Origin of the sequence: Streptomyces rugosispiralis, assembly GCF_024505145.1 — a bacterium.
GTDB classification, from domain to species: Bacteria; Actinomycetota; Actinomycetes; order Streptomycetales; family Streptomycetaceae; genus Streptomyces; species Streptomyces rugosispiralis.
Genome location: NZ_JANIAA010000039.1, coordinates 42,833 through 57,204, shown reverse-complemented (window position 1 = coordinate 57,204; position 14,372 = coordinate 42,833). Strand labels below are relative to the sequence as shown.

Annotated in this window: 14 protein-coding genes and 1 pseudogene; 9 read left to right on the top strand and 6 right to left on the bottom strand. The window is 68.7% G+C overall.

The annotated features are described in order from the left end of the window. The first annotated feature begins 102 nt into the window (after positions 1 to 102). The 6 genes and pseudogenes from NP777_RS37450 to NP777_RS37430 all read left to right on the top strand — a co-directional run bounded on the left by NP777_RS37450 (position 103) and on the right by NP777_RS37430 (position 5,125). A complete protein-coding gene (locus NP777_RS37450) occupies positions 103 to 786 on the top strand; it encodes an HAD family hydrolase (RefSeq protein ID WP_256654646.1) in 684 nt (227 codons plus the stop codon). After that, positions 783 to 2,390 (top strand): gamma-glutamyltransferase, encoded by a 1,608-nt coding sequence (ggt, locus tag NP777_RS37445; RefSeq protein WP_256654645.1) that lies wholly within the window; start codon positions 783 to 785, stop codon positions 2,388 to 2,390. The genes NP777_RS37450 and ggt overlap by 4 nt, the downstream gene beginning before the upstream one ends. 13 nt (positions 2,391 to 2,403) lie before the next feature. Further along, positions 2,404 to 2,961, top strand: a pseudogene (locus NP777_RS37440) (amidohydrolase family protein); the annotation flags it as partial. Then, positions 2,892 to 3,272, top strand: a complete 381-nt coding sequence (locus NP777_RS48690; protein ID WP_391858652.1) for an amidohydrolase family protein — start codon at positions 2,892 to 2,894, stop codon at positions 3,270 to 3,272. The pseudogene NP777_RS37440 and the gene NP777_RS48690, both read left to right, overlap by 70 nt. 9 nt (positions 3,273 to 3,281) lie before the next feature. Further along, positions 3,282 to 3,872 (top strand): RraA family protein, encoded by a 591-nt coding sequence (locus tag NP777_RS37435; RefSeq protein ID WP_256654643.1) that lies wholly within the window; start codon positions 3,282 to 3,284, stop codon positions 3,870 to 3,872. A 14-nt stretch (positions 3,873 to 3,886) separates the two neighbouring features. Next, complete coding sequence (locus tag NP777_RS37430) at positions 3,887 to 5,125, top strand: hypothetical protein (protein WP_256654642.1); 1,239 nt, start codon at positions 3,887 to 3,889, stop codon at positions 5,123 to 5,125. 236 nt (positions 5,126 to 5,361) lie between these two features. Here the strand turns inward: NP777_RS37430 and NP777_RS37425 are convergent, their stop codons facing one another. Continuing rightward, positions 5,362 to 5,961, bottom strand: a complete 600-nt coding sequence (locus tag NP777_RS37425) for a TetR/AcrR family transcriptional regulator (protein ID WP_256654641.1) — start codon at positions 5,959 to 5,961, stop codon at positions 5,362 to 5,364. Between the two features lie 102 nt (positions 5,962 to 6,063). On the opposite strand from NP777_RS37425, the gene NP777_RS37420 reads away from it, so the two are divergent. Beyond that, entirely contained in the window at positions 6,064 to 7,227 is a 1,164-nt protein-coding gene (locus NP777_RS37420; RefSeq protein ID WP_256654640.1) for an epoxide hydrolase family protein, read from the top strand. A gap of 63 nt (positions 7,228 to 7,290) precedes the next feature. Here NP777_RS37420 and NP777_RS37415 read toward each other — a convergent pair whose 3' ends face one another. From NP777_RS37415 to NP777_RS37400, 4 genes are all read right to left on the bottom strand, one after another. After that, positions 7,291 to 7,572, bottom strand: coding sequence for a hypothetical protein (locus tag NP777_RS37415; protein WP_256654639.1), 282 nt, complete (start codon positions 7,570 to 7,572; stop codon positions 7,291 to 7,293). A gap of 149 nt (positions 7,573 to 7,721) precedes the next feature. Further along, on the bottom strand, positions 7,722 to 8,288 hold the full coding sequence (locus NP777_RS37410) for a hypothetical protein (RefSeq protein WP_256654638.1): 567 nt from the start codon (positions 8,286 to 8,288) through the stop codon (positions 7,722 to 7,724). Further along, positions 8,285 to 8,548, bottom strand: coding sequence for a hypothetical protein (locus NP777_RS37405; protein WP_256654637.1), 264 nt, complete (start codon positions 8,546 to 8,548; stop codon positions 8,285 to 8,287). Before NP777_RS37405 ends, NP777_RS37410 begins: the two co-directional genes overlap by 4 nt. 351 nt (positions 8,549 to 8,899) lie before the next feature. Beyond that, a complete protein-coding gene (locus tag NP777_RS37400; RefSeq protein ID WP_256654672.1) occupies positions 8,900 to 9,853 on the bottom strand; it encodes a MurR/RpiR family transcriptional regulator in 954 nt (317 codons plus the stop codon). Between the two features lie 137 nt (positions 9,854 to 9,990). Between NP777_RS37400 and NP777_RS37395 the strand changes: the two genes are divergently transcribed. Both NP777_RS37395 and NP777_RS37390 read left to right on the top strand, forming a co-directional pair. Continuing rightward, positions 9,991 to 11,214: a metal-dependent hydrolase family protein gene (locus tag NP777_RS37395; protein WP_256654636.1), complete on the top strand. Its 1,224-nt coding sequence runs from the start codon at positions 9,991 to 9,993 to the stop codon at positions 11,212 to 11,214. Between the two features lie 344 nt (positions 11,215 to 11,558). Beyond that, positions 11,559 to 12,077, top strand: a complete 519-nt coding sequence (locus NP777_RS37390) for an alpha-D-ribose 1-methylphosphonate 5-phosphate C-P-lyase PhnJ (RefSeq protein WP_256654674.1) — start codon at positions 11,559 to 11,561, stop codon at positions 12,075 to 12,077. Positions 12,078 to 12,271: 194 nt separating this feature from the next. On the opposite strand, the gene NP777_RS37385 is transcribed toward NP777_RS37390, so the two are convergent. Beyond that, entirely contained in the window at positions 12,272 to 14,326 is a 2,055-nt protein-coding gene (locus tag NP777_RS37385; protein WP_256654635.1) for a phosphocholine-specific phospholipase C, read from the bottom strand. Positions 14,327 to 14,372 lie beyond the last annotated feature (46 nt).

The window sequence follows — 14,372 nt, the reverse complement described above, 5'->3', positions numbered from 1 at the left end:
GACCCGGGCAGGCTAGCCGCACAAGCAACCTCGTTGCCACATCGAGGGTTAATGATGGATTATCGTTCCCTCATCGCGTTCCACCGATCGAAGGGAAGCACCATGCACGTTGCACCGCCGGACTGGGAGTTGTTGGTCTGCGACATGGCCGGTACCGCGTTCAGCGACGACGGCCTGGTCATCGAGGCGTTCCGCGCCGCACTGCTGGACACCGGACTCCCCGACGGCCCCGAGCTCAAGGCCGCCCTGGCCTCGTTCGACGGCAACCGCGGCCGCAGCAAGCTGGACGCCTTCCGCGATGTGCTGCCCGAGGAGCGGGCACGGGCGGCCAACGAGGCGTTCGAGCGGCGTTACGAGGAACTCGTCGCCAAGGTCGGCATCAAGGCATTTCCCGGCGTCGAGGACCTGTTCGTGCGACTTCGGACAGCGGGCGTACGGATCGCACTCATCACCGGCTTCGCGGAACGCACCCGCGAAACCCTCGTCGACGCACTGGGCTGGCGGGACACCGTCGATCTCACGCTCAGCCCCAGCGACGCCGGCCGCGGCCGGCCGTTCCCCGACATGATCCTCACCGCGGCACTCCGGCTGCAGATCACCGACATGCATGCCGTCGCGGTCGTCGGCGACACCCGCAGCGACCTGCTCGCAGGCTGGCGTTCGGGGGCCGGCATCGTCGCCGGTGTCACCACCGGGGCCCACACCCGGGCCACCCTGGAGACCGCACCGCACACCCATCTCCTGGACTCCCTCGCCGGGATCGAGACCGCGACGACCACCCGATGACCGCCCACCGCCCCGCGGCCAGCGGCCGCAACGGCATCGTCACCTCCGCCCACCAGCTGGCCACCCAGGCCGGCATGCGCATCCTGTGGGCAGGCGGAAACGCCGTCGACGCGGCGGTGGCCGTCGCCGCCGCGCTCAGCGTGGTCGAACCGTGCAGCAGCGGACCCGCCGGCATCGGCTACATGCTCATCCGGACACCGCACGAGCCGGCACCCGCGGTCCTCGACTTCGTCGGACCGGCACCAGAGGCCGCACACCCCGACCGGTTCACCACCCCCGGCAGCAAGGACGTCGGCATCCTCTCCGCGATGGTCCCCGGCGCGGCCGCAGGCTGGTCCGCCGCCCTGGAACGCTACGGAACCATGGACCTCGCCACGGTCCTGGCACCGGCCATCACCCACGCCGAACAGGGCTTCCCCGTCTCCCACTACCTCCACCACTACCTCGCGGCAGCCCGCCCCCGCCTCGAACTCGCCGCCACCAGCAGAGAGATCTTCCTCCCCAACGGACGAGTCCCACGCCCCGGCGAACTCCTCGTCCAGAAGAACGCCGCCGACACCCTGCGGCTCATCGCCGAAGCCGGCACCGAAGCCCTCTACCACGGCCCCATCGCCGAGGAGATCACCCAGTACTGCGCCGACCACGGCGGCCTCCTCACGGCATCCGACCTCGCCGGCTTCACCCCAAACTGGCAGGACCCGATCTCCAGCACGTACCGCGGCCTGACCGTCTACTGCCCGCCCGCGCCGAGCGCAGCGCTGGAGTACCTCATAAGCCTGCGCATGCTCGGCGAGTTCCCGCTCTCCGAGATGGCAGCGGACAGCGACGCATACCTGCACCTGCTGTCCGAGGTCTTCAAGGCGGCGATCGAGGAACGAAAAGCCCACCTGCTGGACCCGTCACCCCCCTACGACGACCTCCTGTCCGACGCACACATCACAGGGGCCACACAACGGCTGGACCTGCAACGGGCAACCCCGTTCCCGGGGGAACGCCACGAGTACAACCCCGCACTGGAATGGACCCGGGCCGTATTCGCCGGCCCGGAGAACACGACACACTTCGTCACCGCCGACGCTCAAGGGTATGTGGTCTCCTGCACCCAGACCCTGGGAGGCGCCTTCGGATCAGGTGTGGTGGCCGGCACCACCGGACTGCTGCTGAACAGCTTCGCCTCCTGGTTCGACACCGACCCCACAAGCCCCAACGCGATCGGCCCCGGCAAGAAAGTGGAGGTCTGCCTCGCTCCCTCACAGATCTGGTCGGACGGCCGGCCGTTCCTGGCCGTCGGCACCCCCGGATCGTACGGCATCCTGCAGACCACACCCCAGATGATCATCAACGTCGTCGACCACCGCATGGACATCCAGGAAGCGATCGAAGCACCCCGGATCCGCGTCGGACACGGCACCCTCTTGGGCACCGAGAGCAGGATCAGCACGGAAACCCTGGCCCGGCTCCGTGGCCGTGGACACCAGGTGCACGACCTGGGCGCCTGGAGCCGCGTGGTCGGCGGCGGACACGGCGTGGCCTTCGACCCGGACACCTCCACCATGTGGGGCGGAGCTGACCCACGACGCGACGGCTTCGCATTCGCCTGGTGAACAAGAGCCCCCAGTGATCCGACAAGACAGCATCGACGTTCACGCACACTTCCTGCCGAAGCGGTACCGGACGGCGTACCAACACCTCGGTACGCCCGGCCCGGACCGCCTGGCCGGATGGCCGGACTGGTCTGTCGGCCCGGCCCTCGACACGATGGACAAACTCGGTATCGAACTCGCCATCCTGTCCATCTCATCGCCGGGCGTCCACTTCGGCGACGACCGCGCGGCGACGGTGCTCGCTCGTGGTGTCAACGAGGACGGGGCGGCACTGGCCGCCCAGCACCCCGACCGGTTCGGGTTCTTCGCCTCCCTGCCGCTGCCCGACATGGACAGCGCGCTGGACGAGATCGCCTACGCACTCGACCAACTGGGCGCGGACGGCGTGGTCCTGCTGAGCAACTACCACGGGACCTACCTCTTCGATCCGAGGTTCCGTCCGGTCCTCGACGAGCTCGACCGCCGGGGCGCCGTGGTCTTCCTGCACCCCACGTCGCCACCGTGCTGGGAGCAGACCGCGTTCGGACAGCCACGCAGCCTCATCGAGTTTCCCTTCGAGACCACCCGGGCGGTCACCGGTCTGCTGCTGACCGGTGCGCTGGACAGGTATCCGCGGCTGCGCATCATCCTTCCCACGGCGGTGGCGCGTCGGGGTTCCCACTCGACACGCAACTGGCCTCGTTGCTGCGGCTGGTGCCGCCGAGCCGGCTGCTGTACGGGACCGACTGGCCGTTCACTCCCCAACCCCAGATCACCGAGTCCGCTCGGCGCATCGCACACACTCGGCTGCTGTCCGGCGACGACCGCCAGCTGATCCGGTACCGCAACGCGCGACACCTCTTCAAACGCTTCGAACCCTCCGGCGCACCCGACCTTTCATAAGGAGTTCCCATGACTACAGCCCATACCGACAACCTCGACCGCTGGCATGGACTGGCCAGCAGCACCGTCTGCGACTGCCTCAACCGCTTCCAAGCCATGCACGCGGCCATCCGGCCGGTCGTCGGCGGCACACTGCTGGGACGCGCATGGACCGCCCGCAGCATGCCGGGCGAGAACAACACCCTGCTACGCGCCATCGAGACGGCACCGGCCGGCAGCATCCTCGTCGTCGACGCCGGCGGCTTCGTGGACCGGGCCGTCTGGGGCGAGGTCCGCACCATGGAGGCCATTCGGGCCGGTCTGATCGGCCTGGTCGTCGACGGCGCGGTCCGCGACGTCGACGCGATCCGCGAGCGGGGCTTCACCGTCTACGCGCGCGGCATCTGCGCCGCCGGGCCGAACAAGGGATGGGACGGCGATGTCGGCGGTCAGATCCAGTGCGCTGGCGTCGTCGTCAATCCGGGCGACCTGGTGGTGGCCGACACCGACGGAGTCGTCGTAGTCCCCCGCGACCGGGAAGAACAGGTCCTCCTCGCGGCTCGTCGACGTGAGCAGGAAGACGCCAACCTCATCGCCGAGGCCGCCAAGGGTCAGCGATGATGGAAAAACCTGCGGTGACCTGGGAACAGTACGTCCGCAATGGCGCGGCGTCGCGCGAGGTGATCGATGGCTTCCTGACCGGTCCGGGGTGGGCGGCGTTCGGCCCTGAGCTTGGCTATGTGTCGCAGAACTCGCTGGTGCCGTGGGGGATCGACGACAGCCGGACGATCGAGACGTTCGGCCCGACCGGCGCGCGGTCGGCGTTCCTGTACGCGGACCGGGTGCCGCGGATCAACACCTACGGCGACAGCTTCACCGAGGGCAACCAGGTCAGCGACGGCGAGACCTGGCAGCAGTACCTGGCCGGGCATCTGGGCGAGCCGATCGGCAACTACGGCGTGGGCGGGTACGGCATCTACCAGGCGTACCGGCGGATGGTCCGGGAGGAGAGCGCCGAGCACGGCGCGGAGTATGTGATCCTCTACGTCTGGGGTGACGACCCGGTCCGCAGTCTGATGCGAGCCCGCTGGCTGCAGCGCTACCCGTGGTTCGCCGACCTGTCGCGGCGCAACCTCCAGTTCCACGGAAACCCGTGGGCGCACATCGAACTGGACCTGTCCACCGGCCGGTTCACCGAGCACGAGAGCTTGCTGACCACACCGGCGTCGGTGTACTCGCTGTGTGACCCGGACTGGCTGTGGGAGCACCTGGGTGACGACCTCGCGGTGCAGTTGTACGCGTACGGCGCCGGCCTGACCACCGAGCTCGACCATGAGAAGGCCGATGCGCTGGCCGGCCACCTCGGCTTCGACTTCCACGGCGCGACGGACCCGCGGGAGCAGGCCAACCGGCCCCTGCGTGTGTACGGCCAACGGGCGACCAGCCACATCCCCGACCTGGCCAGATCGTATGCCGTTGCCATCGGCAAGAAACTGCTGGTCGCGCTCGACTTCACCGCGCGTATCGGTGTCGGCGGCCCGGCCCGGGAGCTGGGGACCCCGATCGGCGACGGTGAGCGCACCGACCAGCTGATCGTGGACCACCTGGCGGGCGGAGGCTTCGACTGCTTCGACATGAACGAGGTGCACCGGCTGGAGTACGAGCGGATGGCGCCGACGAGCCTGTCCTACACCGACTACCTCGGCCTGTACCGAGTCCGCGGCGGGCACTACAAGCCCGCGCGGCAACCACCTGTTCGCGTACGCGATCAAGGACTCGTTGGTCGCGCTGCTGGCCCCCAAGCCGCTGCCGTACCGCGAGCCCAACACCAACGCGCCGATCGACTTCGAAGGCTACCTGCCCGCTTCCACTGAGACCGGAGCGCCGCGGTCAGGACGTGTCGACCACCTGGGCGATCTGCCAGGCCAATGCGGCGAACGCTTCGACCTCGGCCGCCGGTGCATAGTCTCCGTATTGAGAACTCAGGAGCGTTATCCGGAACGGCATCCGTCGGTTTCCGGCCATCAGGGGCGTTACGAGATCCGGGAGGTCGCCAACGCGCTGCGGTACCAGAACCGGACTGGCTCCGCGGCTCGTCGAGTACTGCGGGTCAGGGCTGGTCGCCCACGAGAGCGATGGCGCGCGTCTCGGGAACTCCCAGCATCAGCAGGCTCGTGATCGTCGCTGCTCGGGCACCGAAGGTCCCGTTCGGCAGATCGCTGTCCGCGATGGCGAACACGACGCCGTAGGCGACCTGGCCCAGCAGGCCCGCCGGCAGGTGCTGTGCGAACACCTCGGTGTCCTGGCCCCGTTTCACGAGGTCGGCGAGGAGCTCATCGACTGGCCCGAGCAGGCCGTGGATCGCCTCGCCGTACTCACCACGGCGCAGCGCCAGCAGCACTCGGTACCGGTGCGCCACCGGCCAGAGGCGGGCGATGAATTCGACCCACGTCGCGTCCGCCTCCGCGCCGGAGGCGTTGACTTCGTTGAGCACGGCCGTCATCTCGGTGACGGCCCGTTCCGTGAGTGTCCGGACCAGGTCGAGGCGCGAGGGGAAATGGTCATAGACCGTGCGACGGACGACGCCGGCAGCGGAGGCGATCTCGCCCATTCCGGCATCGGGGTTCTCCCCCAGCACATCGAGGGCGACGTCGAGGATGCGATCGCGCGTCTCGTTCATCGAGCGCACACGGGAGGACTCGGTGGACACGGCACCAGTATTGCACACCGGTGTACAGTGAGATTCACTGTACACCGATGTGCAGCGGAGAGTTGCGCTGTGCTTCGAAGCTCAGGAGAAGGGAAGAAGGCCATGACCGCACCGACGCCGCCTACCTCGGCCCTCGTCCGCCCGTTCACCGTCTCGATCCCGGAATCGGCGATCGACGACGTCAAGCAGCGACTGGCCAGAACTCGATGGCCGGATCCGGAAACGGTGGGCGACTGGTCGCAAGGGGTCCGTGTAGAGAACGCCAGATCTCTGGTCGACTACTGGGAGCGCGGCTACGACTGGCGGCGCTTCGAGTCCGAGCTCAATCGCTTCCCCCAGTTCCTGACCGAGATTGATGGACTGGACATCCACTTCATCCACGTCAGGTCCAAGAATCCCCACGCGATGCCGCTGATACTCACGCATGGATGGCCGGGCTCGATCGTCGAGTTCCTGAAGCTGATCGGCCCGCTGACCGATCCGGTTTCGTTCGGAGGAGACGCCGCCGATTCGTTCGATGTCGTCGTCCCGTCGCTCCCCGGGTTCGGGTTCTCCCAGAAGCCCACGGAGACCGGGTGGGCTGTATCGCGCATCGCAAGCGCATGGGTGGAGCTGATGAAGCGTCTCGGCTACACGAGATGGGCCGCGCAAGGCGGCGATTGGGGTGCCGTCGTCACCACCGCCCTCGGGGCCATGCAACCCGAGGGGCTTCTCGGAATCCATCTGAACACCCAGTACGCCTTTCCCGCACAGATACCCGACACCTTGTCGCCCGAACAGCGCTACGCCGTGGAGACCCTCGCCCTCTACACCGGCGATCTCGGTGGGTCTAACCACCTTCAGGGCACGAAGCCGGAGACGGTAGCGTTCGCCCTGGCGGACTCCCCCGCCGGCCAGGCAGCCTGGATCTACGAGAAGTTCCAGTCCAAGACCGACAACCACGGGCTCGCCGAGGACGCTCTCAGCATCGACGACATGCTCGACGCGATATCCCTCTACTGGTTCACCAACAGCGCAGCGTCGTCCGGCCGCATCTACTGGGAGAACAAGTCGCTCACTTTCGCCGGCCCGAAGGTGACGCTTCCGGTCGCGGTGACCGTCTTCCCGAGGGACATCCCACGCGTGCCACGTAGCTGGATCGAAGACACCTACAGCAATCTGATCCACTACGGCGAGGCCGACAAGGGCGGGCACTTCGCGGCCTTGGAACAGCCCGAGATCCTGGTCAGCGAAATCCGCACCGGCCTGCGCACTCTTCGATTCTGACGCCAACGCGCGAGCTCAGCGGGCAATAAGCGAGTCTTGTAAGGTTTTGCCAGTTGGCCTGGATCAGGATTGCTGGTCGGCGGGGGCTGTCGGGGCCTGAAGGCCGTGCTGTGCGAACAGTCCGGGTTCGGTCTCATCGAGGAATCCGAGGCTGACCAGGCGTTTGAGTTTCGCGCGGGTGCCTTCGACGTGCTTGGGCATCAAGGGCAGGTCCAGCGCGAGGCATAGCTCGCGGGCGCGAAGCGGTCGGCGTTCGTGGTCGAATACGTCCATGATCTGCTGGTAGGCCGCACCGTCCGGCAGCGCCGGGGTCGGCGGCCGCTCGAGGTCGAGGTCGGCGGCCATCGCGCGGACGGTCTTGGCCGTGGTCGCCAAGGCCTCGCGCTCAGCCCGCGCCTCACGCAGGCGGGCGGCGAGTTCGCCGATCTACTCGGCAAGTTGACGTTCGCGCGGTTCGATTCCGTCCAGGAGTTGCTGGATGACGGCGTGGGTCATCACACCTCCCGCCAGCGGGCGGGCGTGCCGACCAGGCGGCGGCCTGCCAGAGCTCCTCGATGTGGCGTGCCGCGCGGCGGGCACCGGCGGCGCCGAGGAAGAAGAAGTGGTTGCCGGGCATGAAACGGACCAGGTCCGTGGACAGCCGCCGACTGGTCGCGGTCAGGCCCGCCCAGATGTCGGCCGGCAGCGCCCGTCGCATCCGACAGGCGCCATCCCAGTGAGTAGGCGGTGATCGCCGACCAGGTGAGGTGATCGCACAGGGCCTGCCGAGCGTCCTGTGCGCCCTCCGGGACGACGGCCTCGCATATGGGGAACTCCGCCCACCGTCCCACCCCGGTCTCCCGGATCGCGGCCTCGGCGTCATGGACGTCGGCCGCCCCGTCCCAGCGCTGCGCCTCACCACGCAGACCGACCGAGTGCCGGCCCAGGTAGTGCCGTACGTACTCCTCCCGCGACATGATCGGCCTGCCCTGTTCCGCCTGAGCAGAGATCTGCCCGTACCAGTTGTCAAGCCGCGCCGACGACTGCCCCAGGGCGGCTTCCCACAGACCCTCGGGGGTCAATGGCTGGCCTGCCGGAGGGACCGGTACGGGCCGGGCAGCGGAGCCGAAGCCGCGAGCGACACGAAGCACCGCAGATCGAGGCCGACCCGCCGGGCGGTCCGGGCGGTCCGGGCGGTCCGGGCGGTCCGGGCGGTCCGGGCGGTCCGGGCGGTCCGGGCGGTCCGGGCGAACGGTAGAACGCATCGGCCGGCCATGCTCCAGTCGCACAGGATGACTCCGGCCCCGAGCTGGTGCTCGGCGACGATCCGTTGGGTGAGCACCGCTGCCGCCGCACCCCACCGGTCGACGGTCAATTCCGGGTGCGCCGCCGGGAAGGCCGGATGGTCCGACGGATACGACAGCGCGAGTACCGTGAATCCACGTGCCGCCAGCCAATGTGCGAGAAAGTCGTCCGGGCGACCGTCCGGGTGCCCGTAACTGATGCGAGCCAGGCGGCCGCCGCCGACAGGAACACGACGAGGGGCCGACCGGGATCGCCCACCCGCAGATAGGTCAGGAGCGGGAGCCCTTCGCTGTGCTCGAGGGACTCACCGCTGTAGTGAAGGGACTCACCGCTGTGTTGGAGGACTCACCGGCGTACTGGAGGGACTCACCATGGACCCGGTCGTCCCTCACAGCATGTGCTCTGCGTGGACGTCCGCGATCGCGTTCAGGTACGCCCTGGACCGCTCCGGATCGCGCAGGGCGAGCCCGACGAACAGCGCGTCGGTGATCGCCAGATGTGCCAATCGGCTGGCCGTGGCCTCCAGTCGGAAACCCTGCCCCGGGCTGCCCGCGATGAGAGGCGCGTCCGCGATGTCGGCCAGCGGCGAGCCGTGAAAGCTCGTCACCGCGATGACGTAGGCGCCGCCCGCCTTCGCGGTCTCTGCGGCCAGCACTGTCTCGCGTGTCGCGCCGCTGTGGCTCATTGCCAGGCAGACGCCGCTTTCGCCCAACTGCCGAGCAGCGATGTGCTGTGTAATCGCGTCCATCGGCGCTGCCGTGGCCAGCCCCAGCATCCGCATGCGGTGTGCCGCATCTCGGACGGGCGTGGTCGACTGGCCGTTACCGACGAAGAACACCTTCTGGCGGGTACGCAGGGCGGCCAACGCACCGGCGAATGCCACCGGGTCGACCGTGCTGATCGCATCGGACAGCGCACGGCTGCTGGCCGCGAGGATGGTGTGCAACACCGCGTCCGGAGGCGAGTCGGTATCCAGCTCGTCGGCGAACACCAGCTGGTCGGCGCCGCGCAAGGCCAGGTCACGGACCAAGGCCAGCTTCAGATCCTGGAAACCCTTGAACCCGGCTTGCTGGCAGGCTCTGACCACGGTTGATGCCGCCGTGTCAGCACGCGCGGCAAGGTCTGCGGCGGAGTATCTGGTGGCTGCCTCGGGGTCGGCGATGATCACCTCCATGGCCCGACGCGCACTGGGCACGAGCGACGGCGCCGCAGCCTGAATCTGCGCAAGGACCGCACCGCTGGTCAGCGGGCCGGTCGACTGCCCGGCCGGAAGGTTCTGAGGACCCAAGCCCTGTGCGCCGTCCCCGTCAGCCCCCTGACGTCGGGCTGCCTTAGCCGCCATCCCCGCCCCTTCCTCCATCCAGGGAATATTGTTGCGGCGCCAGTGTACCCCAGGGAACAACGTCTCACATGCAATACTGGTGCCTCGATTGGCCGTGACTATGGAATGAAATTCTCCTCTGTTGGACGGAGCTCTACGTGACTCAGCTGATCAACGCACGGCTCATCGACGGCACCGGCACAACGCCGGTTGACGGTGCGACCATCGCCATCGATGCCTTCGGCCGTATCACTCACGCCGGTACCGGGCCCGGGGCGATGCCGGCCCCGGACGAGACCGTCATCGATCTCGGTGGCCGTACCGTGGCGCCAGGCTTCATCGACTGCCACGTGCATTTCGGTCTCGGACACGTCAGCGAACTGCTGGAGCCGCCCCCGCACTGGGCGTCACTCGCCACCTTCCAGACCGCGGAGCGCCTCCGCCGGACCCTCGTGGCCGGCGTCACCACCGCGCGTGACCTCGGCGGCCTCGACGCCGGATACCGAGAGGCAGTGACGGCCGGCCTGGTGGAGGGGCCGCGCCTGCAGGTAGCCATCCGGATGATCAGCCACACCGGCGGGCACGCCGACTTCACACAACCCAGTGGGATCGACATCGATGCGCTCCGCCCGCAGCCCTGGACGGAGATCGCCGACACCGTCGGCGAAGCCCGAATCGCAACACGCCGCGTCATCCGGGCCGGCGCCGACGTGATCAAGGTGTGCGCCACAGGCGGCGTGAGCAGCCCGACGGACCAGCCTGACGACGAAGGGCTCGCAACCGACGAGATGGCCGCCATCGTCGACGAAGCGCTCCGACACCGCGGGCGACCGGTCGCCGCGCACGCCCAAGGCACCTCTGGCATCCGCAACGCCGTCCTCGCCGGCGTCACCAGCATCGAACACGGCTACGGCATCGACGACGAGACAATCGACCTCATGCTCGAACACGGCACCATACTCGTGCCGACGCTCACCACCGCGGCCACCATCCCAGAGCCGGGCTCAGTGCCCGACTTCCTTTACCAGAAGAAAATCCGGTGGTCCGCACTCGCGATGGAACGAGTCGCGGAGGCGATCCGCCGAGGCGTACCCATAGCACTCGGCACCGACTCCGGGGTGACCTCGCATGGACACAACCTGCGCGAACTGGCGTATCTCGTCGACCTCGGCCTCTCCCCCATGGGCGCGATCGAGGCCGGCACCCGTGTCGCAGCCCGGCTCCTGGGCCTCGACACCGACCTCGGCACGATCGAACCGGGGAAGCTCGCTGATCTTGTCGTGTGTCGGACCGACCCGCTCCACGGCATCGCCAGCCTCGCCGACCCGGACAACATCCTGCTCGTCATGCAGGCTGGCCGCCTCGTGAAGGATCGGCTGTGACCGCAGACTTCACCGACCTCCCGCTGCGAATGTCACGTGCCTTCCCGTGGCCGGGACGCGAGTGTGGCCTGGTGCCGTTCCTGCTGCAACGGACGTACCGCGCGGCGAGGAGTTGAGCGATCACCTCGGCCGACAAACCCGTGATCCGCCGGTTACCGATGGTCGCCGCACGAGACACATCCTCGCAGATCAATGCTCAGGGGCCGGTGGCTGGCGGGGACGGACCCCAGCCGGACCACCCCCGACAGCTGTCCAGGCGGAGGGGGGTCCGGTCGTCTTGCAGGTCCCGGTTCCCGAGCCCCTGCGCACCGTGGAGCGACGCCTGGACGAAGCGCTTCGGATGCATGCCGAAGGGGACTACGCACATCACCGTCTTCGGTGCCGGCCGGGAAAGCCGGATCCACGCGATCCCCCCGCACACCCGCGTCGAACCGCTCACCTTCGACGACCTGGAATTCACCGTCGAATCCCGCCCCGGCCGCTGCGCCCGCTGTGGCAGCGACACCAGCTACCTCGTCGAAGTCCCCGACCCGACCGGCGCCGGTGGTCGGTGGATCTGCAGCGACACCGACTGGTGCGCCGAGCACCGCGACCCCGGCTCGCGCCCCCGCTCGACCTCGGCTCCAGGCCGGTCGGCGGTCCACCGTCGCACAGCCGAAACCAGCGACCCTCCTGACACGCTTCCCACCACGGCGGCTCCTACGCCGACCAGCACGCCGAAGAGGCGAGCCGGCGGGGCCGGCCCGGTCCTCCAAGCACACGACGTGCTCGTCCGCTGGGGCACGTTCACCGCGGCACAAGCCATCTCGTTCTCGGTCGACGCCGCGGACATGGCACGACTGCATCCCGAGTGCGGGCCGTGACCACCACCGCGCCGCCGCCGTCCGCCACGCCCTCGACGACCAGCGCCGCAAGCCCGGAAAGCACCGTCTCCACAAGGGAGTTGACATCTATCACAAGCTCGTGATCAGGGACGGCTACTCGACGTCACCACCGACTACGGGCCAGAGCCGATCTGGGCCCGGCCCCCGGCGGCAGCTCTGGTCGCGGGGGAAGATCAGGTGGTGGTGGTTGCGGGGTCGCTGGTGCCGGCTGTGCCGGTCTCGACGTGCCCGGCGAACCGTCGCACGAACGCGCTGTCGGTGTTGGAGGTGACGGTGACGTCGTACCAGTGGTGGCCGGCGGGCACGCCCCAGGCGGGGACCGTCCGGGAGGCGCCGGGCTGCACGGTGTAGGAGTAGTGGTCGTCGGGTGCGTACGCGTCGGTGGCGGTGAAGGTGACGGAGGTGCTGCCGGCGTTGGTGAACGTCAGCGTGACCTGCCCGGCGGCGTTGTCGTGGCGGGCGGTGACCTCGGGACCGACGGCGGTGTTGGTGCCGGCCTGGCGGCGCAGGAACCCGTTGGGGCCGTAGACGGAGAAGTCGTAGCGGCTGCCGGGCAGCGCCCAACTGTCGGTCAGGCTCTTGCCGCCCTCGACCGTGTACGGCCAGGGACCGTCGCCGCGGGTGGCCGATGTGACATGGAACGACGCCCCCGCCGCACCGAGGCTGGTGAAGGTGAACCGCATCCTGCCGCCCACCGCCTTGGTGTCCACGACCAGGTCGTACGGCAGCGGCCGGGCGTTGCGCAGCCCGCTCTCCTGCCTGGGCAGCGTGCCGGTGGCCGGCGGCGCGGGCACGTAGTCGCCGGGGTTGTCGTGGTTCGGCGGGGCGTAGCCGGTGGTGTCGGGCAGGGCGGGCACGCCGGCATCGCTGCCGGAGAAGTCGAACGCGGAGGTGAGGTCGCCGCACACCGCGCGGCGCCACGCGGACACGTTCGGGTTGTGAACGCCGAAACGCTTCTCGATGAACTGCACGATGGAGGTGTGGTCGAAAGTCTGCGAGCACACCCACCCTCCGGTGCTCCACGGGGAGATGACGAGCATCGGCACGCGCGGGCCGAGCCCGTACGGTCCCGCGCCATAGCCGGAAGACCCGGCGAACAGATCCTGCGTCACGTCGGCGGTCGACAGCCCCCGGGCCGCGGAGGCGGGCGGGAACGGCGGGGTCACATGGTCGAAGAACCCGTCGTTCTCGTCGTAGGTCACCAGCAGCGCCGTACGGCTCCACACCTGCGGGTTGGAGGTCAGCGCGTCCAGAACCTGCGAGACATACCAGGCGCCGTAGTTCGCCGGCCAGTTCGGATGCTCGGAGAACGCCTCGGGGGCGGCGATCCAGGAGACCTGCGGCAACGTGCCGGCCGCGACATCGGCGCGCAGCCGGTCGAAGAAGCCGTCGCCGGCAGCCGCGTTCGTGCCGGTGCGGGCCTTCTCGTACAGGGCGTCGCCGGGCTTCGCGTTGCGGTAGTTGTCGAAGTACAGCAGCGAGTTGTCCCCGTAGTTCCCGATGAACGAATCGCTGGTCCACCCCCAGTGGCCGGCGGCGTCCAGCCCGGTGCCGATGTCCTGGTAGACACCCCAGGACACGCCGGACCGCTGAAGGATCTCCGGGAACGTGGTCCACGAGTAGCCGGCCTCCTCGTTGCCGAGTACCGGCCCGCCGCCCCTGCCGTCGTTCCCGGCGTAACCGGTGTACATGTAGTACCGGTTGGGGTCGGTGGAGCTCAGCATCGAGCAGTGGTAGGCGTCGCACACCGTGAACGCGTCCGCCAACGCGTAGTGGTACGGGATGTCCTCACGGGTCAGATACGCCATCGTGGTCGTCGACTTCGCCGGGATCCACCGGTCGTACGCGCCGCCGTTCCACGCCGCGTGCGTGCCGGACCAACTATGGTCGAGGTCCTGGATGAACTGCAGGCCCAGGTCGTCCGCGTCCGGACGGAACGGCGGCGTCTCCCGCCCCGAGGTCGCCGCCTGGTAGAAAGCGGTCTTCCCCGACGGCAGCACGAGCGGGCGCGGATCACCAAAGCCCCGCACCCCGCGGAGCGTCCCGAAGTAGTGGTCGAACGACCGGTTCTCCTGCATCAACACCACGACATGCTGAACGTCGTCGAGCGTGCCGCTCCCGGCGGCGGGCGGAATCGACGCGGCCCGCGCAATCCCGGCGGACAGACTGGACGCCGCGGCTGTACCCGCAGCGAGTTGCAGAAACCTACGGCGACTGACGTCGGTCACAAGCACTCCTGGAGATCCGGTGTGGGGCTCAGAGTCAGGGACTGCT

Excerpts from the sequence above, each read along its gene's own strand:
- NP777_RS37450 (WP_256654646.1), top strand. The coding sequence starts at position 103 with ATGCACGTTGCACCGCCGGACTGGGAGTTGTTGGTCTGCGACATGGCC.
- ggt (WP_256654645.1), top strand. The coding sequence starts at position 783 with ATGACCGCCCACCGCCCCGCGGCCAGCGGCCGCAACGGCATCGTCACC.
- NP777_RS37435 (WP_256654643.1), top strand. The coding sequence starts at position 3,282 with ATGACTACAGCCCATACCGACAACCTCGACCGCTGGCATGGACTGGCC.
- NP777_RS37420 (WP_256654640.1), top strand. The coding sequence starts at position 6,064 with ATGACCGCACCGACGCCGCCTACCTCGGCCCTCGTCCGCCCGTTCACC.
- NP777_RS37415 (WP_256654639.1), bottom strand. The coding sequence starts at position 7,572 with ATGGCCGCCGACCTCGACCTCGAGCGGCCGCCGACCCCGGCGCTGCCG.
- NP777_RS37400 (WP_256654672.1), bottom strand. The coding sequence starts at position 9,853 with ATGGCGGCTAAGGCAGCCCGACGTCAGGGGGCTGACGGGGACGGCGCA.
- NP777_RS37390 (WP_256654674.1), top strand. The coding sequence starts at position 11,559 with ATGCCGAAGGGGACTACGCACATCACCGTCTTCGGTGCCGGCCGGGAA.